General features: G+C 47.5%; 30 protein-coding genes, 1 pseudogene and 1 riboswitch. Of the genes and pseudogenes, 25 read left to right on the forward strand and 6 right to left on the reverse strand.

Going from position 1 to position 26669, the window contains the following annotated elements:
* The 12 genes from NQS30_RS02730 to sufB all read left to right on the forward strand — a co-directional run bounded on the left by NQS30_RS02730 (position 1) and on the right by sufB (position 9785).
* On the forward strand, positions 1-321 hold the full coding sequence (locus NQS30_RS02730; RefSeq protein ID WP_003151847.1) for a thioredoxin family protein: 321 nt from the start codon (positions 1-3) through the stop codon (positions 319-321).
* A 96-nt stretch (positions 322-417) separates the two neighbouring features.
* Positions 418-768 (forward strand): SCP2 sterol-binding domain-containing protein, encoded by a 351-nt coding sequence (locus NQS30_RS02735; RefSeq protein WP_007410085.1) that lies wholly within the window; start codon positions 418-420, stop codon positions 766-768.
* Positions 769-878: 110 nt separating this feature from the next.
* Positions 879-985, forward strand: a riboswitch (SAM riboswitch).
* A gap of 105 nt (positions 986-1090) precedes the next feature.
* The gene (gene metN / locus NQS30_RS02740) at positions 1091-2116 is read left to right on the forward strand and encodes a methionine ABC transporter ATP-binding protein MetN (RefSeq protein ID WP_003151850.1); all 1026 of its coding nucleotides are present in this window, start codon (positions 1091-1093) and stop codon (positions 2114-2116) included.
* Entirely contained in the window at positions 2109-2777 is a 669-nt protein-coding gene (locus tag NQS30_RS02745; RefSeq protein WP_012118383.1) for a methionine ABC transporter permease, read from the forward strand. Before metN ends, NQS30_RS02745 begins: the two co-directional genes overlap by 8 nt.
* Before the next feature lie 13 nt (positions 2778-2790).
* A complete protein-coding gene (metQ, locus tag NQS30_RS02750; RefSeq protein WP_012118382.1) occupies positions 2791-3606 on the forward strand; it encodes a methionine ABC transporter substrate-binding lipoprotein MetQ in 816 nt (271 codons plus the stop codon).
* A gap of 93 nt (positions 3607-3699) precedes the next feature.
* Positions 3700-4077: a carboxymuconolactone decarboxylase family protein gene (locus NQS30_RS02755; protein WP_029973602.1), complete on the forward strand. Its 378-nt coding sequence runs from the start codon at positions 3700-3702 to the stop codon at positions 4075-4077.
* Between the two features lie 192 nt (positions 4078-4269).
* On the forward strand, positions 4270-4422 hold the full coding sequence (locus NQS30_RS02760; protein WP_003151857.1) for a YuzK family famiily protein: 153 nt from the start codon (positions 4270-4272) through the stop codon (positions 4420-4422).
* A 176-nt stretch (positions 4423-4598) separates the two neighbouring features.
* Positions 4599-5384, forward strand: a complete 786-nt coding sequence (gene sufC / locus NQS30_RS02765; RefSeq protein WP_003327022.1) for a Fe-S cluster assembly ATPase SufC — start codon at positions 4599-4601, stop codon at positions 5382-5384.
* A 17-nt stretch (positions 5385-5401) separates the two neighbouring features.
* A complete protein-coding gene (gene sufD / locus NQS30_RS02770) occupies positions 5402-6715 on the forward strand; it encodes a Fe-S cluster assembly protein SufD (RefSeq protein ID WP_015240539.1) in 1314 nt (437 codons plus the stop codon).
* Positions 6715-7935 (forward strand): cysteine desulfurase SufS, encoded by a 1221-nt coding sequence (gene sufS / locus NQS30_RS02775; protein WP_007410089.1) that lies wholly within the window; start codon positions 6715-6717, stop codon positions 7933-7935. The genes sufD and sufS overlap by 1 nt, the downstream gene beginning before the upstream one ends.
* Complete coding sequence (gene sufU, locus NQS30_RS02780; RefSeq protein ID WP_003151877.1) at positions 7925-8368, forward strand: Fe-S cluster assembly sulfur transfer protein SufU; 444 nt, start codon at positions 7925-7927, stop codon at positions 8366-8368. The genes sufS and sufU overlap by 11 nt, the downstream gene beginning before the upstream one ends.
* A gap of 19 nt (positions 8369-8387) precedes the next feature.
* Positions 8388-9785 (forward strand): Fe-S cluster assembly protein SufB, encoded by a 1398-nt coding sequence (gene sufB / locus NQS30_RS02785; protein WP_007410090.1) that lies wholly within the window; start codon positions 8388-8390, stop codon positions 9783-9785.
* Positions 9786-9820: 35 nt separating this feature from the next.
* Here the strand turns inward: sufB and csn are convergent, their stop codons facing one another.
* Together csn and NQS30_RS02795 are read right to left on the reverse strand one after the other, a co-directional pair.
* Positions 9821-10657, reverse strand: coding sequence for a chitosanase (gene csn, locus NQS30_RS02790; RefSeq protein ID WP_015240537.1), 837 nt, complete (start codon positions 10655-10657; stop codon positions 9821-9823).
* A gap of 136 nt (positions 10658-10793) precedes the next feature.
* Positions 10794-11255: a DUF2691 family protein gene (locus NQS30_RS02795; RefSeq protein WP_025285234.1), complete on the reverse strand. Its 462-nt coding sequence runs from the start codon at positions 11253-11255 to the stop codon at positions 10794-10796.
* A gap of 77 nt (positions 11256-11332) precedes the next feature.
* On the opposite strand from NQS30_RS02795, the gene NQS30_RS02800 reads away from it, so the two are divergent.
* The 3 genes from NQS30_RS02800 to NQS30_RS02810 all read left to right on the forward strand — a co-directional run bounded on the left by NQS30_RS02800 (position 11333) and on the right by NQS30_RS02810 (position 13627).
* Complete coding sequence (locus tag NQS30_RS02800) at positions 11333-12034, forward strand: class I SAM-dependent methyltransferase (protein ID WP_132105871.1); 702 nt, start codon at positions 11333-11335, stop codon at positions 12032-12034.
* Positions 12035-12071: 37 nt separating this feature from the next.
* Positions 12072-13187 (forward strand): NAD(P)/FAD-dependent oxidoreductase, encoded by a 1116-nt coding sequence (locus NQS30_RS02805; protein WP_218791357.1) that lies wholly within the window; start codon positions 12072-12074, stop codon positions 13185-13187.
* A gap of 65 nt (positions 13188-13252) precedes the next feature.
* A complete protein-coding gene (locus tag NQS30_RS02810) occupies positions 13253-13627 on the forward strand; it encodes a nucleotide excision repair endonuclease (RefSeq protein ID WP_007410094.1) in 375 nt (124 codons plus the stop codon).
* A gap of 38 nt (positions 13628-13665) precedes the next feature.
* Here NQS30_RS02810 and NQS30_RS02815 read toward each other — a convergent pair whose 3' ends face one another.
* Complete coding sequence (locus NQS30_RS02815; protein WP_015240532.1) at positions 13666-13938, reverse strand: DUF1648 domain-containing protein; 273 nt, start codon at positions 13936-13938, stop codon at positions 13666-13668.
* Positions 13939-14061: 123 nt separating this feature from the next.
* Between NQS30_RS02815 and NQS30_RS02820 the strand changes: the two genes are divergently transcribed.
* The 3 genes and pseudogenes from NQS30_RS02820 (at position 14062) to NQS30_RS02830 (ending at position 16116) form a co-directional block, all read left to right on the forward strand.
* Positions 14062-14592 (forward strand): SdpA family antimicrobial peptide system protein, encoded by a 531-nt coding sequence (locus tag NQS30_RS02820; RefSeq protein WP_025285231.1) that lies wholly within the window; start codon positions 14062-14064, stop codon positions 14590-14592.
* A 32-nt stretch (positions 14593-14624) separates the two neighbouring features.
* A pseudogene (locus NQS30_RS02825) lies at positions 14625-15441 on the forward strand (sporulation-delaying protein SdpB family protein); the annotation flags it as partial.
* 84 nt (positions 15442-15525) lie between these two features.
* Positions 15526-16116 (forward strand): sporulation delaying protein family toxin, encoded by a 591-nt coding sequence (locus NQS30_RS02830; RefSeq protein ID WP_025285229.1) that lies wholly within the window; start codon positions 15526-15528, stop codon positions 16114-16116.
* A gap of 33 nt (positions 16117-16149) precedes the next feature.
* Here the strand turns inward: NQS30_RS02830 and NQS30_RS02835 are convergent, their stop codons facing one another.
* Positions 16150-17076 carry a MerR family transcriptional regulator gene (locus NQS30_RS02835; RefSeq protein WP_069007325.1) on the reverse strand — a complete coding sequence of 309 codons (927 nt, stop codon included), beginning with the start codon at positions 17074-17076 and terminating at the stop codon, positions 16150-16152.
* 196 nt (positions 17077-17272) lie between these two features.
* Here NQS30_RS02835 and NQS30_RS02840 point away from each other — a divergent pair, with 196 nt between their 5' ends.
* From NQS30_RS02840 to NQS30_RS02860, 5 genes are all read left to right on the forward strand, one after another.
* A complete protein-coding gene (locus NQS30_RS02840; RefSeq protein ID WP_032867108.1) occupies positions 17273-18259 on the forward strand; it encodes an SIS domain-containing protein in 987 nt (328 codons plus the stop codon).
* A gap of 73 nt (positions 18260-18332) precedes the next feature.
* Positions 18333-19598, forward strand: a complete 1266-nt coding sequence (locus tag NQS30_RS02845) for an ABC transporter substrate-binding protein (RefSeq protein WP_038456488.1) — start codon at positions 18333-18335, stop codon at positions 19596-19598.
* Positions 19599-19622: 24 nt separating this feature from the next.
* Entirely contained in the window at positions 19623-20513 is an 891-nt protein-coding gene (locus NQS30_RS02850) for a carbohydrate ABC transporter permease (protein ID WP_371136938.1), read from the forward strand.
* A gap of 3 nt (positions 20514-20516) precedes the next feature.
* Positions 20517-21401 carry a carbohydrate ABC transporter permease gene (locus NQS30_RS02855; protein WP_218791356.1) on the forward strand — a complete coding sequence of 295 codons (885 nt, stop codon included), beginning with the start codon at positions 20517-20519 and terminating at the stop codon, positions 21399-21401.
* Positions 21402-21414: 13 nt separating this feature from the next.
* Positions 21415-22269 carry a PfkB family carbohydrate kinase gene (locus tag NQS30_RS02860; protein WP_007613586.1) on the forward strand — a complete coding sequence of 285 codons (855 nt, stop codon included), beginning with the start codon at positions 21415-21417 and terminating at the stop codon, positions 22267-22269.
* Between the two features lie 24 nt (positions 22270-22293).
* Here NQS30_RS02860 and frlR read toward each other — a convergent pair whose 3' ends face one another.
* Positions 22294-23022, reverse strand: coding sequence for a transcriptional regulator FrlR (gene frlR, locus NQS30_RS02865; RefSeq protein ID WP_150941389.1), 729 nt, complete (start codon positions 23020-23022; stop codon positions 22294-22296).
* A gap of 156 nt (positions 23023-23178) precedes the next feature.
* Here frlR and NQS30_RS02870 point away from each other — a divergent pair, with 156 nt between their 5' ends.
* Complete coding sequence (locus tag NQS30_RS02870) at positions 23179-24285, forward strand: ABC transporter ATP-binding protein (protein ID WP_163113448.1); 1107 nt, start codon at positions 23179-23181, stop codon at positions 24283-24285.
* Positions 24286-24334: 49 nt separating this feature from the next.
* Here the strand turns inward: NQS30_RS02870 and NQS30_RS02875 are convergent, their stop codons facing one another.
* Entirely contained in the window at positions 24335-25204 is an 870-nt protein-coding gene (locus tag NQS30_RS02875; protein WP_007410107.1) for an endonuclease I family protein, read from the reverse strand.
* Between the two features lie 199 nt (positions 25205-25403).
* Here NQS30_RS02875 and allC point away from each other — a divergent pair, with 199 nt between their 5' ends.
* Positions 25404-26645 (forward strand): allantoate deiminase, encoded by a 1242-nt coding sequence (gene allC / locus NQS30_RS02880; RefSeq protein WP_124692744.1) that lies wholly within the window; start codon positions 25404-25406, stop codon positions 26643-26645.
* The last annotated feature ends 24 nt before the right edge of the window (positions 26646-26669 follow it).

The following is a 26669-nucleotide window of genomic DNA, read 5'->3' on the forward strand; positions in this document are numbered from 1 at the left end:
ATGAAAGAACTCCAAGAAAATGAACTCGAATCGATTCAGGATGACGTTTATCTCCTGTATTTGTACACCCCGTTTTGCGGCACATGCCAGCTGGCGTCCAAAATGCTTACTGTCGTCGAAGAAATGCTGCCCGGCGCCGCCTTCTATAAAAACAACGTGAATTATTCCCCCGCATTCGCCAAAGCCTATCAGATTGAAAGCGTTCCGTGCTTTTTGCTGTTTAAAGGCGGAGAGCTTGTTGAGAAAGGATACGCCTTCCGCTCCGTTTCCTATTTATATGAGCTGATTAAACAAAAAACATCGCAAACGTTCCCGATGTGACAATATTTACAGGAAAATGTCGTGCGGTTTATAAAGGGTTCTGTCCGTTAAAAAGAGAAAGTGTATGTATGGCCATTAAAACGGGAGGTTATACGAGTGGAGAAAATAGAAGTTTCAGAGAATGACGGACAGCATCTGTTTTTGAAACCGCTATTAAACGCCTCAACGCTGCTGATTACATTCCAAGGAGAAACAGAAGCCTTAACGGTCTCAATTAACGGACAGGGAGAAATGAGAAAAACGTCGGTTTCAAAGGAAAAATCTAATTTGACCTTTTACGGAAACCAGACGGAAATCATCCATCTCCTGCATGGTGATGTCTCTTTGCAAAAGCTTATCCAAAGCGGAAAACTCAAAGTGAAAGGATCATTCAGAGCTCTGCTGAAGCTGGAGGCCATCCTCTGGCTGACAAACGGATTTTTTCAGGCGATCAGTAAACGGCCGTAACTGCCAATCTACTATGTGACAATAGCTTCCAATATTTATTTTATTGACTTTTTATCATTCGCCGTGCTATTCTACAGTAAGAATTTCCGGACGAAAATACGATATGTTTTCTCTTATCAAGAGAGGTGGAGGGAAGTGCCCTATGAAGCCCGGCAACCATCAACAATGTTGAAATGGTGCCAATTCACTCGAAGCGGTCTGCTTTGAAAGATGAGAGAAAGGCCTTTTTCAATAAGCCTTTCTGCTCATTTTTGCAGAAAGGCTTTTCTTTTGCGGAGAAACCCGGAAGATTTCTTAGAATAGTGTAAGGCGGGTGATTGCTTTGATCCATCTTCAAAATGTTTCAAAAATTTACAAAGCGAAGCATGGGGATGTCAATGCTGTCCAAGATGTCACTCTTGATATCAAAAAGGGCGAAATATTTGGAATTATAGGATATAGCGGAGCTGGTAAAAGTTCCTTAATCCGTCTCCTGAACGGCCTTGAAAAGCCGACGTCGGGAACCGTGGAAGTCGCGGGGACGGAATTAAATAAAGTAAGCAGCCGCGGGCTGAGAAAAGCGCGCCAGGAAATCAGCATGATCTTCCAGCATTTTAACCTTCTGTGGTCGCGCACCGTTCGGGAGAACATTATGTTCCCGCTGGAAATCGCCGGCGTGAAAAAAAGCGAACGGGTCCGCCGCGCTGATGAATTGATTAAACTGGTCGGATTAGAGGGGAAAGAAAAATCTTATCCGTCGCAGCTGAGCGGCGGTCAAAAGCAGCGTGTCGGCATCGCCCGGGCGCTCGCCAATAATCCGAAAGTCCTTCTGTGCGATGAAGCGACATCAGCGCTTGATCCGCAGACGACCGATTCAATTTTGGATCTTTTATCCGATATAAATGACAGACTCGGCCTGACGATCGTGCTCATTACCCATGAAATGCACGTCATCCGAAAAATCTGCAACAGAGTCGCCGTCATGGAAAACGGGAAAGTCGTTGAAGAAGGCGAAGTACTCCAAGTTTTCAGAAACCCGCGCGAACCGATGACCAAGCGTTTCGTTCAGCAGGTGACAGAACCGGAGGAGACGAAAGAAACCATCCAGCATTTTCTGCAGGAAACAGCGACAGGAAAAACGATTCAGCTTTCATTTGTCGGGCAGGCCGCCGAGCAGCCACTCATTACGGAAATGATCCGAAACTTTGATGTGGACGTCAATATTCTGCAGGGGAAAATTTCACAGACGAAGGACGGAGCCTACGGTTCTTTATTCATTCATATTGACGGTCAGGAAAAAGAAGTAGAAAACGTGATCCGGTTCATCAAAGACAAACAGGTAGAAGCAGAGGTGATCACAAATGTTTGAAAAATGGTTCCCGAACGTTGATATAACCGAGCTGTGGACGGCCACATACGAGACCCTTTATATGACGGTCATCGCATTAGTTTTTTCATTTGTCATTGGAGCGATTCTCGGTCTTCTGCTCTTTTTAACGGGCAAGGGAAGCTTATGGGAAAATAAAATCATTAACACCGTGATTGCGGCGGTCGTTAATATTTTCAGGTCTATTCCGTTTCTTATTTTAATTATTCTGCTTCTCGGCTTTACTAAGATTTTGGTCGGATCGATTTTAGGACCGAACGCCGCATTGCCGGCGCTGATTATCGGCTCCGCGCCGTTTTACGCCCGTCTTGCGGAAATTGCGCTGCGGGAAGTCGATAAAGGAGTCATCGAAGCTGCCAGATCAATGGGAGCAAAGACATCGACGATTATCTTCAAAGTGCTGATTCCTGAATCAATGCCTGCGTTAATTTCAGGCATCACCGTTACGGCCATCGCCCTGATCGGATCTACCGCCATTGCCGGCGCCATCGGTTCAGGCGGACTCGGAAACCTTGCATATGTAGAAGGCTACCAGTCCAATAATACGGATGTAACGTTTGTAGCGACAGTATTTATACTCATCATCGTCTTTATCATTCAGATTATCGGTGATGTAATTACAAATATAATAGACAAAAGATAAGGGAGGATTTACATTGAAAAAGATTGTATTAAGTGCGCTGCTGCTTGTGTTCGCGGGAGTTTTGGCGGCCTGCGGATCAAACGGCTCAAATAAAAAGGAAATCGTCGTCGCCGCGACAAAAACACCGCATGCTGAAATCTTAAAAGAAGCGGAACCGCTCTTGAAGGAAAAAGGCTATACATTAAAAGTAAAAGTGCTGAACGATTACAAAATGTACAACAAAGCGTTAGCTGATAATGAAGTGGATGCGAACTACTTCCAGCACGTTCCTTACCTTGAACAGGAAATGAAAGAAAATAAAGATTACAAACTCGTGAATGCAGGAGCCGTTCACCTTGAGCCATTCGGAATTTACACGAAAAAATACAAATCACTGAAAGACCTGCCTAAAGGCGCGACCATCATCATGACTAACAATGTCGCTGAACAAGGCCGTATGCTGGCGATGCTTGAAAAAGCCGGACTGATCACACTTGATCCGAAGGTAAAAACGATTGAAGCCACTACGAAGAACATTACGAAAAATCCGAAAAACCTGACATTCAAAAAAATCGCCCCTGAATTAACGGCGAAAGCATATAATGAAGAAGAAGGCGATGCAGTCTTCATTAACGTCAACTATGCGATTCAAAACAAACTGAATCCGTTAAAAGATGCGATTCAAGTGGAATCAACGAAAAACAACCCATATGCAAACATCATCGCCGTACGCAAAGGTGACGAAAAATCAGAGAAAATCAAAGCGCTTATGGAAGTGCTTCACTCTAAGAAAATCAAAGACTTTATTGAGAAAAAATACGACGGAGCCGTGCTTCCCGTATCTGAATAAAACGAAAACCCCGGATGAATCATCCGGGGTTTTTTTCGGGTATTAATCAGAGAACTGTCCATAATAAAAAGGAAGGTTAACTTATTGGAGGGAATGGCAGTGGCTCAATACCAGGATAACGGAAAAAGCGTGCATGACGCATTGAAACAATATAAAGAAGGTTTAGGCATATTCGAGCAAAAAATGCCGATGATGGGGCGGAAGTTTAATGAATTTACTGAACAGTGTTTCTCAGCGGATTCATTAACTGAAAAAGAGAAACAATTAATCGCTCTGGGCATCAGCATCAGCGCTCAAGATGAATTTTGCATGATTTATCATACGAAGGGCTGCCTTGACCAAGGGGCGACAGAAGAAAACATTCTTGAGGTCATCGGCGTCGCGGCGGCATTCGGGGGCGGCGCGGCTCTCAGTCAGGGAGTGACCCTCGTGCAGCAGTGTATTCAGGAATTCGGACATACGACGCATTAGAAAGAGCAATCGTGTGAATACCGTTTTTCAGATAAAGCGAGCGCCGGATTCCGGCACATTCGAAAGGATTCAGGGGCACACTCTCTTTGGCCGGAGCAGCGGATCATTGTTACAATAGAAACAAATAGATGAAGGGATTGATTCATTATCTGCACCAGCCACGAGAGACTGGACCTTGACTATACGCCTGAAATGGAAAAAGCGATGCAGAAGTCACACGGCATCGGCTACGAGGAATACGGACGGCGTCTTTCAAAAAGGATGGAAGTCGAACGGCAGAGGGAGCTTGAATATCAAAAAAGCAAGTTCCTCGCAGCGCAGCTTAATGAGAAAATCGGTCAGTAAAAAAGGGTGGATTTCCGCCCTTTTTCTGTTTCAAACAGCTTTAATTACGCCTTGATCTTTGATAAACTTTAGGAATGTTCCGGGTAATATAAAAAGTTGTATTTACTTTTCATTTGTTATAAAATTAGAATGAGAATAAATTGAGAATAATGATTATATATTTTGGAGGTATAGATATGGCTGCTTCAACATTAACGATCAAGGATCTTCACGTTGAAATCGAAGGAAAAGAGATCTTAAAAGGTGTAAACCTTGAAATAAAAGGCGGCGAATTCCACGCTGTCATGGGGCCGAACGGTACCGGTAAATCCACGCTCTCAGCAGCGATTATGGGACACCCGAAATACGAAGTTACAAAAGGCAGCATCACGCTTGACGGCAAGGATGTACTGGAAATGGAAGTGGACGAGCGCGCTCAGGCGGGTCTTTTCCTGGCGATGCAGTACCCAAGCGAAATCAGCGGTGTGACAAATGCCGATTTCCTTCGCTCTGCGATTAACGCCCGCCGTGAAGAAGGCGATGAAATTTCTCTTATGAAATTCATCCGCAAAATGGACGAAAACATGGAGTTCCTTGAAATGGACCCTGAAATGGCGCAGCGTTACCTGAACGAAGGTTTCTCAGGCGGGGAGAAAAAACGCAACGAAATCCTTCAGCTTATGATGATCGAGCCGAAAATCGCCATTCTTGACGAGATCGATTCAGGTCTTGATATCGATGCACTTAAAGTCGTTTCTAAAGGAATCAACAGAATGCGCAGCGAAAACTTCGGCTGCTTAATGATCACTCACTACCAGCGTCTTCTGAACTACATCACGCCTGATGTCGTTCACGTTATGATGCAGGGACGCGTAGTGAAATCCGGCGGCGCGGAGCTTGCACAGCGCCTTGAAGCGGAAGGTTATGACTGGATTAAACAAGAACTAGGCATTGAAGACGAAACTGTAGGCCAAGAAGCGTAAGCGTTAGGGGGATAATCATGACATTGGAAACGAAACTATCCGTAGATCAGGAATATGTCAAAGGCTTTTCCGAAAAGCATCAAGAACCTGCCTGGCTGAAAAACCTGCGCTTACAGGCTCTTGAAAAAGCTGACGATCTGCCGCTGCCTAAGCCTGATAAAACAAAAATCACAAATTGGAACTTTACAAAGTTCAACAAGCATACAGTAGAAAATGCGCCGCTTGCTTCTTTAGAAGATTTAGCTGATGAAGCAAAAGCGCTGATCGATATCGAAAACGAAGACAAAACGTTATACGTGCAGCGTGACCAAACGCCCGCTTTCCTTTCTCTTTCTAAAGAATTGAAAGACAAAGGCGTCATCTTTACGGACATCTTAACGGCTGCCCGTGAGCACAGCGACCTCGTTGAGAAGTATTTCATGAAAGACGGCGTTAAGGTCGACGAACATAAACTGACTGCGCTTCATGCAGCATTAATGAACGGCGGGGCATTCCTTTATGTTCCTAAAAACGTTCAGGTGGAGACGCCTGTTCAGGCCGTTTACGTTCATGAAAGCAATGACACGGCATTGTTCAACCACGTGCTGATCGTCGCTGAAGACCACAGCTCCGTCACTTACGTTGAGAACTACATCAGCACGGTGAACCCGAAAGAAGCGGTATTCAACATTATCAGTGAAGTGGTCACAGGTGATAATGCCAGCGTGACGTACGGTGCCGTTGACAACCTGTCAGCAGGTGTCACAACATACGTCAACCGCCGCGGAGCCGCGCGCGGACGCGACAGCAGAATCGAGTGGGCGCTCGGACTGATGAACGACGGCGACACGATTTCTGAAAATACGACAAACCTCTACGGAGACGGCACATACGGCGATACGAAAACCGTAGTTGTCGGAAGAGGAGAACAGACGGAAAACTTTACGACGCAGATCATCCACTTCGGTAAGGCTTCTGAAGGCTATATCCTGAAGCACGGAGTCATGAAAGATGCCGCATCTTCCATCTTTAACGGAATCGGCAAAATCGAGCACGGCGCGTCTAAAGCAAACGCTGAACAGGAATCCCGCGTTCTGATGCTGAGTGAAAAAGCACGCGGAGATGCAAACCCGATTCTTTTAATTGATGAAGACGATGTAACTGCAGGACATGCGGCATCTGTCGGCCGTGTGGACCCGATCCAGCTTTACTACTTAATGAGCCGCGGAATTCCGAAAGAAGAAGCGGAGCGCTTAGTCATTTACGGATTCCTTGCTCCGGTGGTAAAAGAGCTTCCGATTGAAGGAGTTAAGAAACAGCTCGTCTCCGTCATCGAAAGGAAAGTAAAATAATGAATATCACCGATATTCGTGAACAGTTCCCGATCCTTCATCAGCAAGTGAACGGACATGACCTCGTGTACCTTGACAGCGCGGCGACTTCCCAGAAGCCGCGTGCTGTCATTGAAGCAGTGGATCAGTATTACAGCAAATACAATTCCAATGTCCACAGAGGCGTTCATACTCTTGGCACGAGAGCGACAGACGGCTATGAAGGTGCGCGTGAAAAAGTCCGTAAGTTTATCAATGCGAAATCAATGGCTGAGGTCATTTTCACAAAAGGCACGACAACTTCACTGAATATGGTGGCGCTAAGCTATGCCCGCGCCAGCTTAAAACCCGGTGATGAAGTGGTCATCACCCAAATGGAGCATCATGCGAATATCATTCCGTGGCAGCAGGCTGTAAAAGCAACCGGCGCGACTTTAAAGTATATCCCGATGCAGGAAGACGGCACGCTTTCGTTAGATGACGTCCGGCAGACTGTCACAAGCCATACGAAGATCGTGGCAGTCGCTCATGTGTCAAACGTGCTGGGCACGATCAACCCGATTAAAGAGATCGCCAAAATCGCTCATGACAATGGCGCGGTCATCGTGGTGGACGGGGCGCAAAGCACACCGCACATGAAAATCGACGTTCAGGACTTGGATTGCGACTTCTTCGCGCTTTCTTCCCATAAAATGTGCGGCCCGACGGGAATCGGCGTGCTGTACGGCAAGAAAGAACTGCTTGAGAATATGGAGCCGGCCGAATTTGGCGGCGAAATGATCGACTTTGTAGGGCTTTATGAATCAACTTGGAAAGAGCTTCCGTGGAAATTTGAAGCAGGCACACCGATTATCGCAGGCGCGATCGGATTGGGAGCCGCGATTGATTTTCTTGAAGAGATCGGACTCGACGAGATTTCCCGGCATGAGCATAAGCTTGCAGCCTATGCGCTTGACCGTTTCGAGCAGCTAGACGGCGTGACGGTATACGGTCCGAAAGAGCGGGCGGGACTTGTGACATTTAATCTTGATGAGGTTCACCCTCATGATGTCGCGACTGTCCTCGATGCTGAGGGCATTGCGGTCAGAGCCGGCCATCATTGCGCCCAGCCGCTCATGAAATGGCTGGATGTATCTGCTACTGCGAGAGCGAGTTTTTATCTGTATAATACAGAGGAAGAGATCGATAAGCTCGCGGAAGCCCTCCAAAAGACAAAGGAGTACTTTACAAATGTCTTTTAATGCAAATTTAGATACATTATACAGACAAGTGATCATGGATCATTACAAAAATCCGCGCAACAAAGGGGTTTTGGATGACAGCATCGTCGTCGATATGAACAACCCGACTTGCGGCGACCGGATCAGACTGACAATGAAGCTTGACGGCGATACCGTTCAGGAAGCGAAGTTTGAAGGAGAAGGCTGTTCTATCTCCATGGCTTCAGCTTCCATGATGACGCAGGCGATTAAAGGAAAAGATATTGATACCGCCCTTTCCATGTCTAAGATTTTCTCAGACATGATGCAAGGGAAAGAGTATGACGACTCGATAGATCTCGGGGATATTGAAGCTCTTCAAGGCGTTTCGAAATTCCCGGCCCGGATTAAATGTGCCACCCTTTCATGGAAAGCACTTGAAAAAGGAGTCGCTGGCGAAAAAGGCGGCAATTAAAAGATTGGAGTGAAAATGGATGGCTAAAAAAATGCCTGAAATTGGTGAATACAAGTACGGTTTTCACGATAAGGACGTTTCCATTTTCCGTTCAGAGCGCGGATTGACAAAAGAAATCGTAGAAGAAATTTCACGCATGAAAGAAGAGCCTCAATGGATGCTTGATTTCCGCCTGAAATCTCTTGAGCATTTCTACAACATGCCGATGCCGCAGTGGGGCGGGGATTTAAACTCTTTAAACTTTGACGAAATTACGTATTACGTAAAGCCGTCTGAGCGTTCAGAGCGTTCTTGGGATGAAGTGCCTGAGGAAATTAAACAGACATTCGACAAACTCGGTATTCCTGAAGCTGAGCAAAAATACCTTGCCGGTGTTTCTGCACAGTACGAATCCGAAGTTGTTTACCACAATATGAAAGAAGATCTTGAAGAGCAAGGCATCGTCTTCAAAGACACAGACAGCGCGCTGAAAGAAAATGAAGACATTTTCCGCGAGCACTGGGCGAAAGTCATTCCGCCGACTGATAACAAGTTTGCGGCGCTGAACTCAGCTGTTTGGTCCGGCGGATCTTTCATCTACGTGCCTAAAGGCGTGAAGGTTGAAACACCGCTTCAAGCTTACTTCCGCATCAACTCTGAAAACATGGGTCAGTTCGAACGTACGCTGATCATCGTTGACGAAGAAGCAAGCGTTCATTACGTAGAGGGCTGTACGGCTCCTGTGTACACAACAAACTCGCTTCACAGCGCGGTTGTTGAAATCATCGTCAAAAAAGGCGGCTACTGCCGTTATACAACAATTCAAAACTGGGCGAACAACGTTTACAACTTAGTAACGAAACGTACGGTTTGTGAAGAAAACGCGACGATGGAATGGGTTGACGGAAACATCGGTTCTAAATTGACGATGAAATATCCGGCTGTCATTCTGAAAGGTGAAGGCGCGCGCGGAATGACGCTTTCTATCGCTCTTGCGGGTAAAGGACAGCATCAGGACGCAGGCGCGAAAATGATTCACCTTGCACCGAATACGTCATCCACAATCGTATCAAAATCGATTTCGAAACAGGGCGGAAAAGTAACATACCGCGGTATCGTCCACTTCGGACGGAAAGCGGACGGCGCCCGTTCAAACATCGAGTGTGATACGCTCATTATGGATAACAAATCAACTTCTGATACAATCCCTTACAATGAAATCCTGAACGACAACATTTCATTGGAGCACGAAGCGAAAGTATCAAAAGTTTCTGAGGAACAGCTTTTCTACTTGATGAGCCGCGGTATTTCTGAAGAAGAAGCAACAGAAATGATCGTTATGGGTTTCATCGAGCCGTTCACAAAAGAACTTCCGATGGAATACGCAGTTGAAATGAACCGTTTGATTAAGTTCGAAATGGAAGGCTCCATCGGTTAATAGTAAAACCCCGCCATATGGCGGGGTTTTTTTGTTTATTGAATAGTGAAATTACCGTATTCGCTTGACCGGACATGAATCGGCCCGTTTAAATTGTAGTTCTTCTCTTTGACAATATCGCGGAAAACGTCGACACGGGCAACCGATTCTCTCCATTCATCCTGGGTGTCCTCATCTGACGGATTCATCAGATCGTCATAGCGCACATCCAAGAATTTATTGAGCCATTTCTTCTCGTCAGTTCCGTCTTTCGGTGACCCGCCCATTTTTTTGTTCGTGCGTTTAATCAGGGCATAAAAGGAGTCTGGATCATCGCCGTCGCCATGCTGAATCACCGTATCGTACATCACTGCTTTTGCCAAGGCCGTTTTCAGTCCGGCATTTTCTGAACGTTCCATCGCCGGCTGATAATACAAGCTGTCATTTACCTTATCCTGGGCAGCGCGGAAGGCTTTATCATTGCCAAGTGAGCGCCAGGCAGAAGCGAATCCTTTCAAATTGCTGATGTCATCGCTTTCGTCCTTCGCAAGACGCCGCAATTCAGGCAAATACTTTTTCAATTTGTTATTCGGCACCGCTTTCGTGTATACTTCGACTACTTCCAGCGCATCTCCGGTAGCCGTCGTAAAGCCGGCCCGCCCGCAAGTGTAACCTCTTCCGTCATCCAACGCTTCAACATATCCGTATTGGATTTCCGTCTTTCCGTTTTCAAAGATGCTGGTCAGCTGTTCCGCCCGGCGCTTCTGATCCTTATTCAGCCCGGCCGCTAAAACCGTACCGCTCATCATCAGGGTAAAAAACATGGTGAAAATAAGTGACGAAACCGCCGTCTTCTTCCAAAAATCTGCTTTTTTCTTCAAGCTGATTTTCATTGCCATACCCCTTTCATATGTAAGTTACGCACTCAGTATACATGAGAGGGTTGTTTTTTTGTTGAAAACACACGAATTTGTTAATATTTTGAATCCTAAGCCCTATCAGGCGCTTCATAAAAAGAACGCACCTTCATCAGACAGACAATCCCGTTCTCGCATCATTCTCATCTGTAACATAGTCAACGCGGAGAAATCCGCATTGTACAGCCTGCTGATAAAGGGCTTCGAGCATATCCGGATCTTTGCAATATAACGTTACATACGAGCAATCTGCAATGAGAAGCACAAGCTCACAGGAACTCTCCAAATACTCCTCGTACGTATTGATTTCCGTTACCATCCCGCCCGGGAAAGCTTTCAATTCAGCAAAAATCATATAATAAGGGTTTCCTTCCAGACGCTGACGGAGTTCTTGACCCTGAATGATGCGCTGATTTTGCGGAAACAGGTCTGTATCGGTGTCTTCTTTGAATTCAGTATACGCCTCTCCATCACCGATAAACCACGTATAGGAAGAGATGGGGAACGGTTGTAATATATCTGCCGCAAACCGTCCGAATTGATTTGGGATGTTAAATGTAATGCCGCGTTTCATATGGTCGTATCTCCTTTCAGCTTTTGTTAGAATAATATGGTATACCATTTGGATAAATATTGAAAGGGGTGAGTGTTATGACAGCACGATACGGAATTGATGCGCCTTATGGAGCGTTTGGATTTATCTTTCTTGCGCTCCTTTATGCTGCAGCCACGTTATGCGGTATGATTCCTCCTTACTGGGGCTGGCTGACGGGCACCTTGTTTTTATTGCTCGGTCTTTGGATGCTCTTGTATTCAACGGCCATTAAACTTTTACACCGCCATCGTATTCTTGCGCTATCCGGTTTAAAGCCGGACATGAAGGTGCTTGATGTCGGTACGGGGCGGGGGCTATTAGCCATCGCCGCGGCTCAAAAAGGCGCTGACGTCTCAGCGATTGACAAATGGTCAAGCTGGGACCTGGTCGGAAACGGAAGAGACGCATTTGAAAAGAACAGACAGGCTGAAAGAGCGCCGGAAATTGATCTGTATGACGGACTGGCGCAAGACATGCCGTTTCCTGATGAGACGTTTGACCTTGTCATTTCGCATTTTACCGTACACAACATTTCAGGCAGAAAAAAGAGGGAACGGGCGATTGCGGAAATGGTGAGGGTGCTGAAGCCTGGCGGCACATTGGCCGTGTCAGATATAAAAAATACATCACAATACAGAGCAATTCTTGAGGAAAACGGCTTTCAGACAAGAACGTATTCCTTTTATTATACGTTTCCGTTTTCGAAACTCATCATTGCCGTCAGGACTCCGGTAGGAACCGGGCGCTCCATTTGTTAAAATAAATAAGACAAAACAGATAGAAAAGGTGTTACACATGAAGTCTTATATAATTATCGGGGGCGGCATTCTCGGTGCGTCCGCGGCTTATCATCTCGCAAAGGCCGGGGCGGATGTAACGGTCATTGACCGGAAACACCCGGGGCAGGCGACTGACGCCGCGGCGGGGATCGTCTGCCCGTGGCTGTCACAGCGCCGCAATCAGGCATGGTATGCGATCGCAAAAGGCGGAGCCCGTTATTATGAACGATTGATACAGCAGCTTGAAGCGGACGGAGAAACAGAAACCGGTTATCAAAAGGTCGGAGCCGTCAGCCTCCATACGGATGAAAAAAAGCTCAGCCAAATGGAGGAAAGAGCTTATAAAAGAAGAGAGGACGCCCCTGAAATCGGTGACATTACAAGACTGACTCCGGAAGAAACGAAGGCGCTGTTCCCCGCGCTGTCGGAGGAATACGGGGCGGTTCATGTCAGCGGCGCGGCCCGGGTGAAAGGGAGGGCGCTTCGTAAGGCGCTGTTGAACGCGGCCGTTAAGCACGGCGCGGCGGTTTACAATGAAGAAGCGTCAATATTGACAGAGGACGGTGCCGTCATCGGTGTGAAAACCGCAGAACGCACGCTTACTGCCGATCAGGTTCTCGTAACGGCCGGTGCTTGGGCGAGAGAGCTGCTTGAGCCGCTCGGCATCCGCTTTTCAGTATCGTTTCAAAAGGCGCAGATCGTTCATTTAGAGCTTCAGGGAGAGGAGACGGGCGGCTGGCCCGTCGTCATGCCCCCAAACGATCAATACATTCTCGCCTTTGACAGCGGCAGAATCATAGCGGGCGCGACTCATGAAAACGATACCGGCATGGATTTGCGGGTGACGGCCGGCGGTCTCCGCGAGATTTTTGACAAAGCATTAACCGTGGCGCCGGGGCTTTCAGACAGTACTGTAATAGAGACAAGAGTCGGTTTCAGGCCGTTTACTCCCGGTTTTCTTCCCGTCATCGGCAAAGTGCCGAATATCAGCGGACTCCTCGTTGCCAACGGGCTGGGCGCCTCAGGACTGACGAGCGGGCCGTATCTGGGGGCTGAACTGGCGAAACTCGCGCTCGGGCAGCAGACGGAAATTGATTTAAGCCTTTATGATCCGGCCGGGGCGCTTGAATAAAAAATAGCTTTTGGCGCATTCTTATGATAGGATGGAGCTTTAATGAATAAGAGGACGTGACCCATTTGATAAAAATAAACCTTCCTGCTCCTGATGTAACCATTACGGAACGGCAGCAGTCACCGTCGGAGAATGAACCGGCGATTAAAGCGATTTACGGTTTCATTGATTTTCACCAAATTCCGAGAGACAAAGGCGGCATCTTTATGTTTTATAACATTCATGATGAGCTGCTGTTTGTCGGGAAAGCCCGTAAATTAAGACAAAGAATCAAAAAGCATTTTGAAGACAATGTGTCGCCTGTTAAACATCACAGGGACGAAGTGTATAAAATTGAAGTATGTGTCGTAAATGATCCCATGGAAAGGGAGATTTACGAAACGTACGCGATCAATACCCTTCAGTCGAAATACAACATTGAGAAAGTATTTTATAAATAAGAAAAACCGGAGCTTAAGGGCTCCGGTTTTCTTTATGTTTACAGTGCCAGCCACATCACGGCAATATGCACGATCAGCAGACAGTAAACGATGAGGAATAGCTGGACGACCTTTTTTCTGAATAACATGCAGATCATCATGAGCACGGGAAAAATCAGGACGCCGGCCGTTTTATTGATTGATGTATTCGGACGGTTCGACACGTCATAGTGAATGGCCATATCAGCAGGAAGAAACGGATAAAACACAATCGACAGAATAAAGGCGAGAACCACAGCTCCCCACAGCACTTTATCATTCATCAAAAACATATGAACACTCCCTTTTTACATATAATAGTATATTAGTCCGAAAAATCTGATTTATCAATATTTTACCTGTTGATTGGTGTATAATCATGTCAATGAAATTTCCATACGCTAGGAGGGTTTCAATTGACTGACAAGAAGCAAACCAGCATGTTTTCATTCTTTCTTTTTATCATGGCCGCCTGGATCATCGTTTTGTTTTTTACCATCATCGCGGCATTGCCAAGCTCCGCCATCCAATTAACCAAGCATCAATCCAAAACCGTTTCCATGATTTATCCGCAAAGCTGGGGATTTTTCAGTAAAGATCCGAGAGAAGACAGCTTGAACATCTATCTTCTTGATGCCGATGAGGAGCTCAGATGGCCGAATAATTCTCTGAAAAATGTCATCGGCTTAAACCGCTACGGCCGGACGCAAGGGATAGAGCTCGGCCTTATGCTGGAAAAGCTGCCTTCCAAAGAGAAGTGGAACGACTTCACGACTGGCCAAGACATTAAGGATACCACATTTTTGAAAATGAAAAATGAGTCTCCCTCCCCAAGGCTGAAAGGGAAAATGATCATTACATATGAACGCATTACCCCATGGGCATGGAGCCAACATACCGAAACGAAAAGAACCATCAAAAAATACATCGGAGTGGATGTCAATTGATTCAGGATGCAAAAAAGCAGCTCACCTTATGGATGATGAAGAATCCGCCTTGGACAAATGTGTACGGGCTTGCCAGAAGCTTAATCGCGCTCGGCACGCTGCTGACATTGCTGTTCAATCCGGCGTCTGTCTTCTTCAAAACGCAAAATCAAATGCTCAGTTTTTCCGACACGTTCAGCCTGTTTCTGCTGTTTCCCGATTTCCGTTACATTGAGATCGTCAAAGCCGTTTGTATCTGTATGTTAATCCTTGTCGTCATTGGCTGGCGGCCGCGAATCACCGGTTTTTTTCACTGGTGGATTTCGTACAGCTTCCAAAACTCCGCCGTTACCCTTGACGGAGGAGATCAGGTGGCTGCCGTTTTTACACTGCTGCTGCTCCCGCTGACATTAACCGATCCGCGGAAATGGCACTGGTCTCCGTACGAGGCGTCTTTTGAGAAAAGGCCGCTTGAGCCTTATTACCGCTCCTTGTGCTGGGCGACGCTGACAATCATCAGAATACAGGTCGCAATGCTGTATTTTAACTCCGTCATTGCCAAACTGATGGAAGAAGAGTGGCAGAACGGAACTGCCGTTTATTACTATTTGAACGATCCGATGCTGGGTCTGCCGGATGCGCTTCACGGTCTGTTTGACTTTATCCTGCAGTCCAAGCTTGTCATCATCCCGACGTGGGGCACGCTCATTGTGCAAACCATTATGTTCTGCGCTTTGTTTGCTCCGAAAACATATTGGCGTTTGATATTGTTTATCTCCATTTTTATGCACGAAATCTTTGCCGTTATGCTGGGGCTTACCTCGTTTTCCATTACGGTGGCTGGTATTTTGGTCCTGTTTTTGGTGCCGGCAGAGAAAACAGTAGCTTTGAACCATTACAATCCCCTTTTTATCAGATACAATTTTTTCAATAAAAGGAAAAGGAGGAAATTATATGGTTAAAAGCAAAAAGTCTGCTGCCGCCATGATGCTGGTGTTTGTTTTAATGGTTGCATTAGTCGGCCCGCATGCCGCGGCGAAAACTGAGCCATCCGTCTCTTATTCGGGTGAAGACATTTTTTCCGGCATCTTTTTCGGACAAGGTGAGGTCGCAAAGCTCCTTCCTGAAGTATGGGATACCAAGGCTGTCAAAAAGATTGATCAGGATGAATTGAAGCAAGTTTCCGATCAGGTGATCGCTGATATTAAAAAGTCATCGCCGAATTATTTTAAAGAGTTGAAAGCGGCGGTCTACAGCGGCGATTATGAGAAAGTGAACAGCGTCATTGATCAAGGTTCGCAGATTATGGCGAAAGTGCTGAAAGAAGAGTTTGACAAAAAGAGCATGGACAAAGGAAAATCAACGGCCATCGGCCAATGCGCAACGGCTGTATGGGTATTTTTAAACGCGGCGGCCGCCATTGAGACGATCGCTCTTGCGGTAGCGGCCATCATTTTGACAGTAGCAAGCGTTGACGAAGATTCCGACTTAGGAAAAGAGCAGCTCATCGCTAATGTCGTTGACCGCATTAACGCGCAGCACTGAGGCTGAAGAAAGAAAACGCTAAGGAAACGAACCTTAGCGTTTTTTTGATTGAAGCATCTGTTTTAAATATGCTTCTGAATCAAAGCCGAGTTCCTCGTCGGCTTCTTTTTTCAGTTCAAGCTGAAGTCGCACGTACGTGTCATATTTTGGGCTGAGCTTTTGAAGAAGATTGCTGAAAGGCGATCCCTCCTTCAGCGCGGGCAGATCAGAAGCTGATTCTCCGACCTTGATCAGGCTTTCCCTGTATTCTTCATCTGTCTGCACTCTTTTCACAAGCTGAATGATGATGTTTTTATGAGTGTCCCAAGTGGCGGGGTCTCTCTCTAAAATCCGCTCGATAAATTGATCATGCTGTACTTTGTGCTGCTGGAGCTGAGCCGGATCCTCCTTGCCGACCAGCTGCATCATCGGGTGTGCAGCCGGAACTTCTTCCATATCATCCAATACTTTAATAAGCTCCGCCCATATCGTTTTTTTCTCATCTGTATCAATAGAAAAGTCGAGGAACGGTTCAAACAGCGCGGCGATAAATTCTCCGAAATCTCCCGGGAACAGTTTTTTCAGCTGAAGTCCCATATACTTCGGTTCATCTATTTTGACCTCGCCGATATCATGCAGAATTGAATCGACATTTTCCGCATCTTCCACGCGCTTGATCAGCATTTCAGTCAGTTTCCGTTCCTGCTCAAGCTCTTCAATCTGCCGGCTGAGCTTTTGATGCTGCCGGCGCAGTATATCATGCAGACTGCTGCCCTCTAAGAGGAACGCTTTAATATCGCTTACAGACAGTGCCAGCATTCGGAGGGCGGCAATCATTTTCAGCGTATTCACGTTCTGATCGGAATACTCACGGTATCCGTTATCAGGGTTTTTGCTGACGGTGATTAAACCTTCCTGCTCATAATATTTGATGGCTTTTTTCGTGAGACCCGTCTGTCTGGCGGCTTCTTTTATATTCATTCTGAATCACTCCCTGTTTTTCATTCTAAACGTGTCTCTAAGGGTCAGGTCAAGAGAGGGCGGGAAATAAGCCGGGTTTATTTTATATTTTAGAAATTTCAGAAAATATGATTGACAACGCACCTTTGCTGCGATTAATATAACGTTATATAATGTTATATAACGTTATATAATAAAACACTGAGGAGTGAAGGATTTGAGTCAAACTGCCGCACAAGTGAATCACAAGGTTCAGGCTTTCTTGGATGATCTGAAAGGAAAAACGATTGACCACGTCTTTTTCGTCGCTTGCGGGGGTTCTTCAGCCATTATGTATCCGAGCAAGTACGTGTTTGACAGAGAGGCGAAAGCCATCAGCTCTGATCTCTACAGTTCAAATGAATTTATTCAGCGCAATCCCGTTCAGCTCGGAGAGAACTCTCTCGTGATTTTATGTTCTCAGTCAGGCAATACGCCGGAAACGGTGAAAGCCGCCGGTTTCGCCAGAAAAAAAGGCGCGCTTACGATTGCGATGACCTTTGAGCCTGATTCGCCGCTAGCGAAAGAAGCCGAATATGTCGCGGTGTATGACTGGGGTGAGAACGCACAGGCGATAAATACGAATTACGGGGTTCTGTATCAAATCGTGTTCGGCGCTTTACACGTGCTGGAAAACCATCCCGCGTTTGAGCCGGCGATCGACGGACTCAATAAGCTCCAGACCGTATATGACAAAGCGCTTAAACAAGAAGCGGATCACGCAAAGGCATTCGCGAAAGCCCACGAAAAAGAAGATATCATTTACACGATGGCAAGCGGTGCGAACTACGGTGTCGCTTACTCCTACAGCATCTGCATTCTCATGGAAATGCAATGGATTCATTCCCACGCCATTCATGCCGGAGAATATTTTCACGGACCGTTCGAAATCATTGATGAATCCGTTCCATTTATTATCCTGCTCGGCTTAGACGAAACAAGACCCCTTGAAGAGCGGGCGCTTTCCTTCTCAAAAAGATACGGCAAAAAACTGACTGTGCTTGATGCGGCAGCATATGATTTTTCCGGAATTGACGATTCTGTAAAAGGCTATCTGGCTCCTCTCGTATTAAACCGGGTGCTCAGAAGCTATGCGGATGCGCTGGCGGAAGCAAGGAACCATCCGTTAAGCCAGCGGCGTTACATGTGGAAAGTCGAATATTAAGAACGCGCATTATATTTCACCGGACTATAATGATATATAACGTTATAGTCCGGTGACAAAGGAGGAAAAGCATCTGAAAAAGCTCATCTGCCTGTTCGTTCTGTTAGCCGTATGTCTGTCAGCCGCCGCCTGTTCAAGCCAAAGCAGTTCCTCTGACGGAAAAGTGACTCTGAAGTTTTTTCACAGGTGGCCGAAGGAGCCGGAAAAAAGCTATTTTGAAGAAGCGGTCAAAGAATTTGAAGCCGCTCATCCGGATATTCATATCCAAACGGAAGCGGTCTTAAACGATTCTTATAAAGACAAGGTGAAAGTCATGCTCGGAACAACGAGCCCCCCTGATATTTTCTTTTCATGGAGCGACCGGTTTGCTTATAAATTCATCAAAGGAGACAAAGCCCTCGATCTGTCGTCTTACTATCAGCAGGATAAAGATTGGTCCTCACAGCTGGTGCAGTCACAAATCAAACCCTTTACGCATGACGGAAAACAGTACGGTGTTCCGTGGCAAATGGACGCTAAATCATTCTTTTATAATAAGGACATTTTTAATTCATTACATTTGAAGCCCCCGGCGACATGGGATGAACTGATCACAGTCTCTGAGAAATTGAAAGAGAACGGATATATTCCGATCAGTTTCGGCACAAAAGCGCCTTGGACCATTTCTCATTATATCGGGACGCTGAACCAGCGTATGGTGGATGAAAAAACGCGGGCGAAAGATTACAGCCCGGAAACCGGGGAGTTTACGGACGAAGGCTATGTCAAAGCGCTTGAAAAGCTTCAGGAACTTCTGCCGTACTTTACAAAGCACGTGAACTCCGTCGATCACGAATACGTGCGCCAGCAGTTTACGAGCGGAAAAGCGGCGATGATTTATGCGGAAACGGCAGAAATTAAGCTCGTCGAACCGGTCAATCTGGGCTTGTTTCCTTTCCCGAAAATCAGCGGCGAAAAGGGATCTCCCCGTGCACTGACCGGATCTCCGGAAGGATTTATGATTTCCTCAAAAACGAAGCACCCGAAAGAAGCCATGGAATTTCTTCAGTTTTTAACCTCGAAAAAAATGGGAGAGAAGCTGATAAAAGACGTCGGTAAATACAGCGCGGTTCAAGGAACGGCGACAGAAAACAATTCCGCCCCGATCCAGCGTGAAGCCGTGCAGGATATCGTCCGCGCCGAAACAATGGTGCCGTGGTTTGATATGGATGTTGACGTTGAAATCGCCGATGTGTATGCGGCAGGCGTTCAGCAGATGCTCGGCGGCACAATGACACCGCGCGAGGTGATGAATTCCGTGCAGAAAGCGGCGCGTCAGGTCAAAGCGTCATCTGAATAGAACAGATTTCTTTGGAGAAAGGAGATGAGGATTTCCTTGGTCAGCCGAAAACGTTTCATTCCGTATCTGTTTCTCGCGCCCGCGCTGATTTTTCTGCTGTTCGTTTACATTCCGATTATTGAGAATGTGTTTTTCAGTCTGTTTGAATGGAGCTCATTTCAACCCGAAAAGACGTTTATCGGTTTGAAAAATTATATTGACCTGTTTCACGATCCCATATTTTTTACAGCGCTCCGCAACAATGTGCTGTATGCGGTCATATCGCTGATTTGCCAGGTTGGCGGCGGCTTAATTCTGGCGGCCGTGCTGGAAGACAGACTGGTAAGAAAATGGTCGCCGTTTTTCCGCACGGTCTTTTTTCTTCCGGTCGTCATTTCCATGACCGTCATTGCGCTGTTGTTTGATTTTATTTATAACCCGGAAATCGGGCTTTTGAATCAGCTGCTGGAAGCCGTCGGACTTGATGAACTGACCCGCGCGTGGCTGGGCGATGAAAACACCGCTATGCTGTCTGTCATTTTTGTGTCTCAATGGCAGTCTGTCGGTTACATCGCCATGCTGTACATTGTCTCGATTCAGAGCATTCCCGCTGAATTATATGAATCGGCGCAGCTGGACGGAGCCGGAAAAATCCAGCAGTTTTTTCACATTACGGTGCCGCAGACGAAAGAAATGTCGTTTGTTGCCGTGGTGATGACGCTGACCGGCGCATTTACCGTATTTAATGAACCGTATATTCTGACCGGCGGAGGGCCGGGCAATGCTTCAGAAGTGCTGAGCACATTTTTGTATAAGAGTGCTTTTACAAAGGATATGATGGGCTACGCTTCTGCGATCGCGACGGTGGTGCTTTTGCTGACGCTTGCTCTGTCGCTTATTCAGATGAAATTCTTTAAGACCGGAAAGGAGGAGTAGCCGATGCTTCCTGAAAAGACGGACTTGCGTCATGCCCATCAGGCCGTCAGAACAGGCGGAAAACCGAGAAAATGGAATGTCGGGGAAACGTCTGTGTGGCTGTTTCTCTTTATCTACCTCATTGCCGTTGCATATCCGCTGTTATGGATGGCGGTCAGCGCCTTTAAAAGCTCGGATGAGATTTTTGAGCACAGCTGGTCGCTGCCCTCTGTCTGGCATCCCGAAAACTTCGTATCCGCATGGAACCAAGGGATTTCCGCTTATTTTATGAACAGCGTCATTGTGACCGTGCTGACTTGTCTCATCACCGTATTTGTGAGCGCCTGGGCGGCATACGGGCTGGCCCGTTTTCAATTTAAAGGAAAAGGGTTTGTGCTGATCATTTGTCTTGGCGGCTTGATGCTGACGCCGCAGGTCAGTCTTGTGCCGCTGTACTCCATTATCCAGTCATTGGGACTGTACAATACGTATTGGGCATTGATTCTTCCGTACGCCGCCTACCGTATTCCGTTTACCGTGATTCTGATCCGGTCCTATTTTTTGTCGATTTCCAAAGAGCTTGAGGAAGCTGCCTATCTGGATGGATGTACAAGTTTCGGAATATTTTTCAGAATATTCTTACCTATGAGCGTGCCGATTCTGGTGACATCAGGCATTTTGACGGCTTACCATACATGGAATGAGTTTATGTTTGCGATTATTTTTATCGATGATGAAAATTTACGGACGATTCCGGCCGGGCTGATGCAGTTCAGAGATGCGCTGCAGACGGATTGGGGCGTGCTGCTGGCCGGGCTGACGATTTCTGCTGCTCCGATCATCGCGCTGTTTTTATTGATGCAGAGATATTTTATCCGCGGCATTGCTGCGGGAAGCGTGAAAGGATAAGGAGGATGAAAAGATGAAACTGATAGCGGCCGGAGATAATGTAGTAGATTATTATCAGGATCAGGAAACGTTTTACCCGGGCGGAAATGCGTTAAACGTAGCCGTGCTTGCCCGGCGCTTAGGCCACGAAACTTCTTATATCGGGATTCTCGGCAGTGATGAAGCGGCGGATCACGTATTGAATGTGCTGAAACTGGAAAAGGTGAATGCCGATCTGATCCGCCGGGCATACGGAGAAAACGGGATGGCGGTCGTCACGCTTGATGAAAGAGGGGACAGGATATTTGCCGGATCAAATAAAGGCGGCGTGCAATCGCGTCTGACGCTCGCTTTTCAGGAGAATGACATCTCATTTATCGCCGGACATGATCTGCTGCATACGAGCGTATACAGCAGGATAGAACGTGACCTCCCGATGCTGAGCGGCCATGTGCCGATTTCCTTTGACTTCTCTGTAAAACGTGACGAAGCCTATTTAGAAGCGGTCTGCCCGTACGTGACGTATGCGTTTTTTTCCGGGAGTGATTTGAGTGAAAGTGAATGTGTGCGGCTTGCCGAAAAAGCCCGCGGTTTCGGAGCGAAAATCGTCTGTCTGACAAGGGGAGAATATGGCGCGGTGTTATCGGATGGGGAACGCGTCTATCATCAGCCGGTGGTAAGAGCTGATATAATAGATACATTGGGCGCGGGTGATTCTTTTATCGCCGGGTTTCTTACCGATTTTTTCGAGCATCAGGATATTCGGCGAGCGCTTACTGCGGCCGCCGGGACGGCTGCCAAAACATGCGGAGGGTTCGGAGCATTCGGTTACGGGCATCCCTACAGGCCGGGCGGCGGGAAAAGCAGTGAAAAAACGAGAATACGATAAGCATTGTCTCGTTTTTTATACTTGTTACGCATAGGGACTGTTAATGGTAAACGTGACGCGGTCGGTATGCATTACAAACAGCGAGCTGTATATCGGCTGGTCTTTTGACATAAAAGCGGTTTTGTCAATTTCAAAAAGCGCATCCCCGATATCACAAGCCAGATAGCGGCTTTCTTCCTGCTTGGCGTATACGACATTTAACAGCTTCGTATTATGGGTGGGCACCACCTGATAGTGCTGTTTCAAAATGTCATGCATCGACACGCCGCCTTTAATATGCTTGCCGATGTCGGGAAATAAACTGAGCGGATAGTGGGCGATTTCGAATGAGAGCGGCTGGTCGTCGTGAAATAAAATGCGTTTTAATTCAAGAACGGGACTTTCGGAAGCGACGCGAAGTTTTTGGGCGATGGATTTAGGCGCTTCAATGATTTCATAGGAAAGGATCTGGTGTTTCGGTTTTTTCCCCGTTGATTCCATAAATTCAGAGTAGCCGTTGACCGCGATGAGCTCCCGCTTCAGTTTAGGGCTTTTAACGAACGTTCCTTTTCCCTGCTGCCGGACGAGCCAGCCTTCTTCCACAAGATCAAGGATGGCCTTCCTGACCGTTATGCGGCTGACGTTGTACGTTTCGCACAGCTCATTTTCGGTCGGCAGTTTTACGGACGGCGAATAAACGCCCTTCTTGATATCGTCCGCGATAATTTGTTTCAGCTGAATATATAAAGGTTTCGAGCTCCCGTTATTTAACAATGGGACGGACCTCCTTTGTCAAGTAGTAGTACTATTATATGTATTATGACGTTATAATACAAATTTGCTTTTCATTTATGAATCTGTCAGAAACCCCGAACATTTTTAACATAACAGAAAGATGTGGCGGTTTCCAGTATTGGAGGAGTTTTTCGAATGGCATCATTAACATTTGACCATATCAAAAAAACATACGGCGCCCAATCGGCGGCAGTGAAGGATTTTCACTTAGATGTAAAAGATGAGGAGCTGCTGGTGCTAGTCGGGCCCTCCGGCTGCGGCAAATCTACGACACTCAGAATGATTGCCGGACTGGAGAGCATTTCTGAAGGGAAGCTTTATATCGATGGAGACGCGGTGAACGATCTGCCCCCGAAGGATCGCGATATCGCGATGGTTTTTCAGAATTACGCGCTGTATCCCCACATGACGGTGTTTGATAATATGGCGTTCGGTTTGAAGCTCAGAAAGCTGCCGAAAAAAGAAATCGCAGAGCGAGTCCGGACGGCCGCTGATATTTTGGAAATCGGGCATCTGCTCAAGCGGAAACCGAAGGCTCTTTCAGGCGGACAGCGGCAGCGGGTTGCGCTCGGCCGGTCGATCGTGCGGGAGCCGAAAGTGTTTCTGATGGACGAGCCGCTTTCCAACTTAGACGCGAAATTGCGAGTGACGATGCGCGCCGAAATCAGCAAGCTCCATCAGCGTTTGAAAGCGACCATCGTTTATGTGACGCATGATCAGACGGAAGCGATGACAATGGGCGACCGGATTGTCGTGATGAATGAAGGAGATATTCAGCAGGCCGCAAGCCCCCATGAGATTTATCATTATCCGGCGAATCTGTTTGTGGCGGGTTTTATCGGTTCTCCGAGTATGAATTTTATAAAAGGCGCCATTGAAGAAAGTCACGGGCAATGGTATTTTGCCGGTTCGTCCGTTCGTCTGCCCATTCCGAAAGAAAAAGCGGCCGTTCTTGTGCAGAAAGGATACAGCGGTAAGGAGATGATTGCGGGGCTGCGTCCGGAGCATTTGACGCTTGCCGGACAATCAGAGCACCCGGCTGAAGCGGTGTGCCGCGCTGTGGCGGAAGTATGTGAAAACTTAGGCGCGGAGATGTACGTTCATGCGGTGAGCGGAGATGACCGCATGACGATCCGTCTTGACGGCGCTTCACAGGTGAAACCCGGCGATGCCATTCTGCTTGCGGTCAATATGAACCGGGCCGTCTTTTTTGATGCCGACACTGAAAACGCCGTATATTGAAAAAGGGAGCCTGATGATCGGGGCTCCCTTATCACTTCTTATGATACGATTACCAGATTTCGTCCGCCCATTCCGGATGGTCGATAAACGGATTGCGGTTATGCTGATAGTCTTCGTAAATGATTTCGTTCCGCCGTTTTTCCTTACTGTCGACGGGGTCTTGTTGATTCCATTTGAGCAAAACGGACAGTTTTCCCATGTAAGGAGCTGAGCCGTTTCCGGTTTTATCATTCAGCTCAAGGTCGGGATACCCGTCGTCTCCTTCATAACGCACCGCCATGTAAAACAGCATGCGGGCGACGTCTCCTTTGACCTCATCGCGCGGCTCCCAGGAATCGCCGTCGTAATAATTGCCCGGCGCTTTCGGGTATTCTGAGCCGCCGTTATCAAAATCCATGTTTCCTCTGGCACTGTTCACCTGGACGTCTGCAGGGCGCAGATGATGAATGTCCGTCCCGGGGCCGGCAGCTGTTCCGAAGTTTCCGTGTGACTTTGCCCACACGTGTTCGCGGTTCCAGTCCCCGACGCTTCCGCCGTTTTTACTTTTGGCCCGTGATTCCTGGGTGTAGAGCAAGATGACATTGTTCGGGTTTGCCGGATCTTCGTCAGTTTCCTTCAATGCATTCCATACTTGGCTGTAAGACAGCTTTGTATGTCCGCTGATGATACGGTGCAGGGCGCTCTTTAAGGCCGTTCCGCTTTTTCCGGAAGCTTCTTTGTAATATGTGTCCGTATCCGCAGACGGAGTGATGACAGCTGAGGCAGTTTGCGGAAAAAGAGTTGTGCCGCCGGCAGTTGAAACCGCCATCCGGCTGTACAGATTCGTGTCAGCCGGCGCGCCCGCAGAGGCTGACGGCGCGGCCCATCCAAAAATGAAAAACAGGCAGACAATCGGCAGAAACCAAAGTTTTTTTGTCATGACTTGCCCTCCTTTACCTCTATTATCCAAAAAGTAAATCTAATATTCTATCTTTTTTGAAAAATGGTTCCTTCGACTTATTGGTCAAAGTATCCGGAAAATCATTGATTTTTTAGAGGATATGATAATGAACTCGTTATGCGCTCCTTCTATAATGAAGATCATCTTGTCAGTTTTTCAGTTTAAAAGGAGGGCGTGTATGGAACATCAGCAGCTTTCGGCGGCGAATATCGGGATTTCCGATGACATACAATGGCTGTCTCAATTCGGCGCTTCCGCTTCCGGCGGAGTGACGAGGCTTTTATATACGAAAGAATGGATGGACGCCCAGCTTGCCGTCAAAAAGAAAATGGAGGCGTTCGGGCTGGAAACGGCATTTGACGATGTCGGTAACGTATTCGGCCGGCTGAACGGCACAGAATCGCCTGATGAGGTGATTCTGACCGGGTCGCATATTGACACTGTTATTGACGGCGGCAAATATGACGGTGCGTTCGGCGTGCTGGCGGGCATGCTGGCGATCCGGCATTTGCATGAGACGTGCGGGCGTCCGAAAAAAACGCTGGAGGCTGTGTCGCTCTGTGAAGAGGAAGGGAGCCGTTTTCCCATCACCTATTGGGGCTCAGGCAATATCACCGGTGCTTTCTCGCTTTCAGATGCGGAAACGCCGAAAGACGCGTCCGGCATTTCTCTGAAAGAAGCCATGCGGCAGAACGGCTTCGGTGCAGGCCGTTATCCAGCACCGCTGCGCACTGATATTAGTGCCTTTCTGGAAATACATATTGAACAGGGGCAAACGCTTGAACGATCGGGAAGGGATATCGGGATTGTCACCGGGATTGCCGGACAGAGACGCTATACCGTTACGCTTGACGGTGAATGCAACCATGCCGGCACCACTTCAATGAAATGGCGGAAAGACCCGCTCGCGGCGGGAAGCAGCATTATCCACGAACTGATGCTCTCAGCGGAAAGACAGCCGGAAGAGCTCCGCCTGACGTGCGGGAAAATGACGGTTGAACCGAATATGGCGAATGTCATTCCGGGCCGTATCCAGTTTTCCGTTGATATTCGCCACCCGGAGGAAGACGTGCTGGCAGCCTTCCATCAGAAACTGGTATCGATTGTTGAAAACATCAGCCGCAGCAAAGGAGTCAGGCCCGTTATTGATGAATATATGAGGATAGAGCCGGTTCAAATGGATCAGACCCTGACACGAACCGCAGCAGAGGCTGCAAAAGAGCAGGGGGCGGACCCGGAGAAAATCGTAAGCGGAGCGGGACATGACGCCCAGATGCTCGGCAGAACCTTTCCGGCCTGCATGCTGTTTGTGCCGAGCCGTGGCGGGATCAGCCACTCGCCGCTTGAATTCACACCCGCACATCAGCTTGAAACCGGCGTCCTTACGCTGGCGAATGTATTACATAAACTTGCCTATTAACGTAAAGGGGGAATCGGCGTGCCG

Source organism: Bacillus sp. B1(2022), from assembly GCF_040259625.1.
Taxonomy (GTDB): domain Bacteria; phylum Bacillota; class Bacilli; order Bacillales; family Bacillaceae; genus Bacillus; species Bacillus velezensis.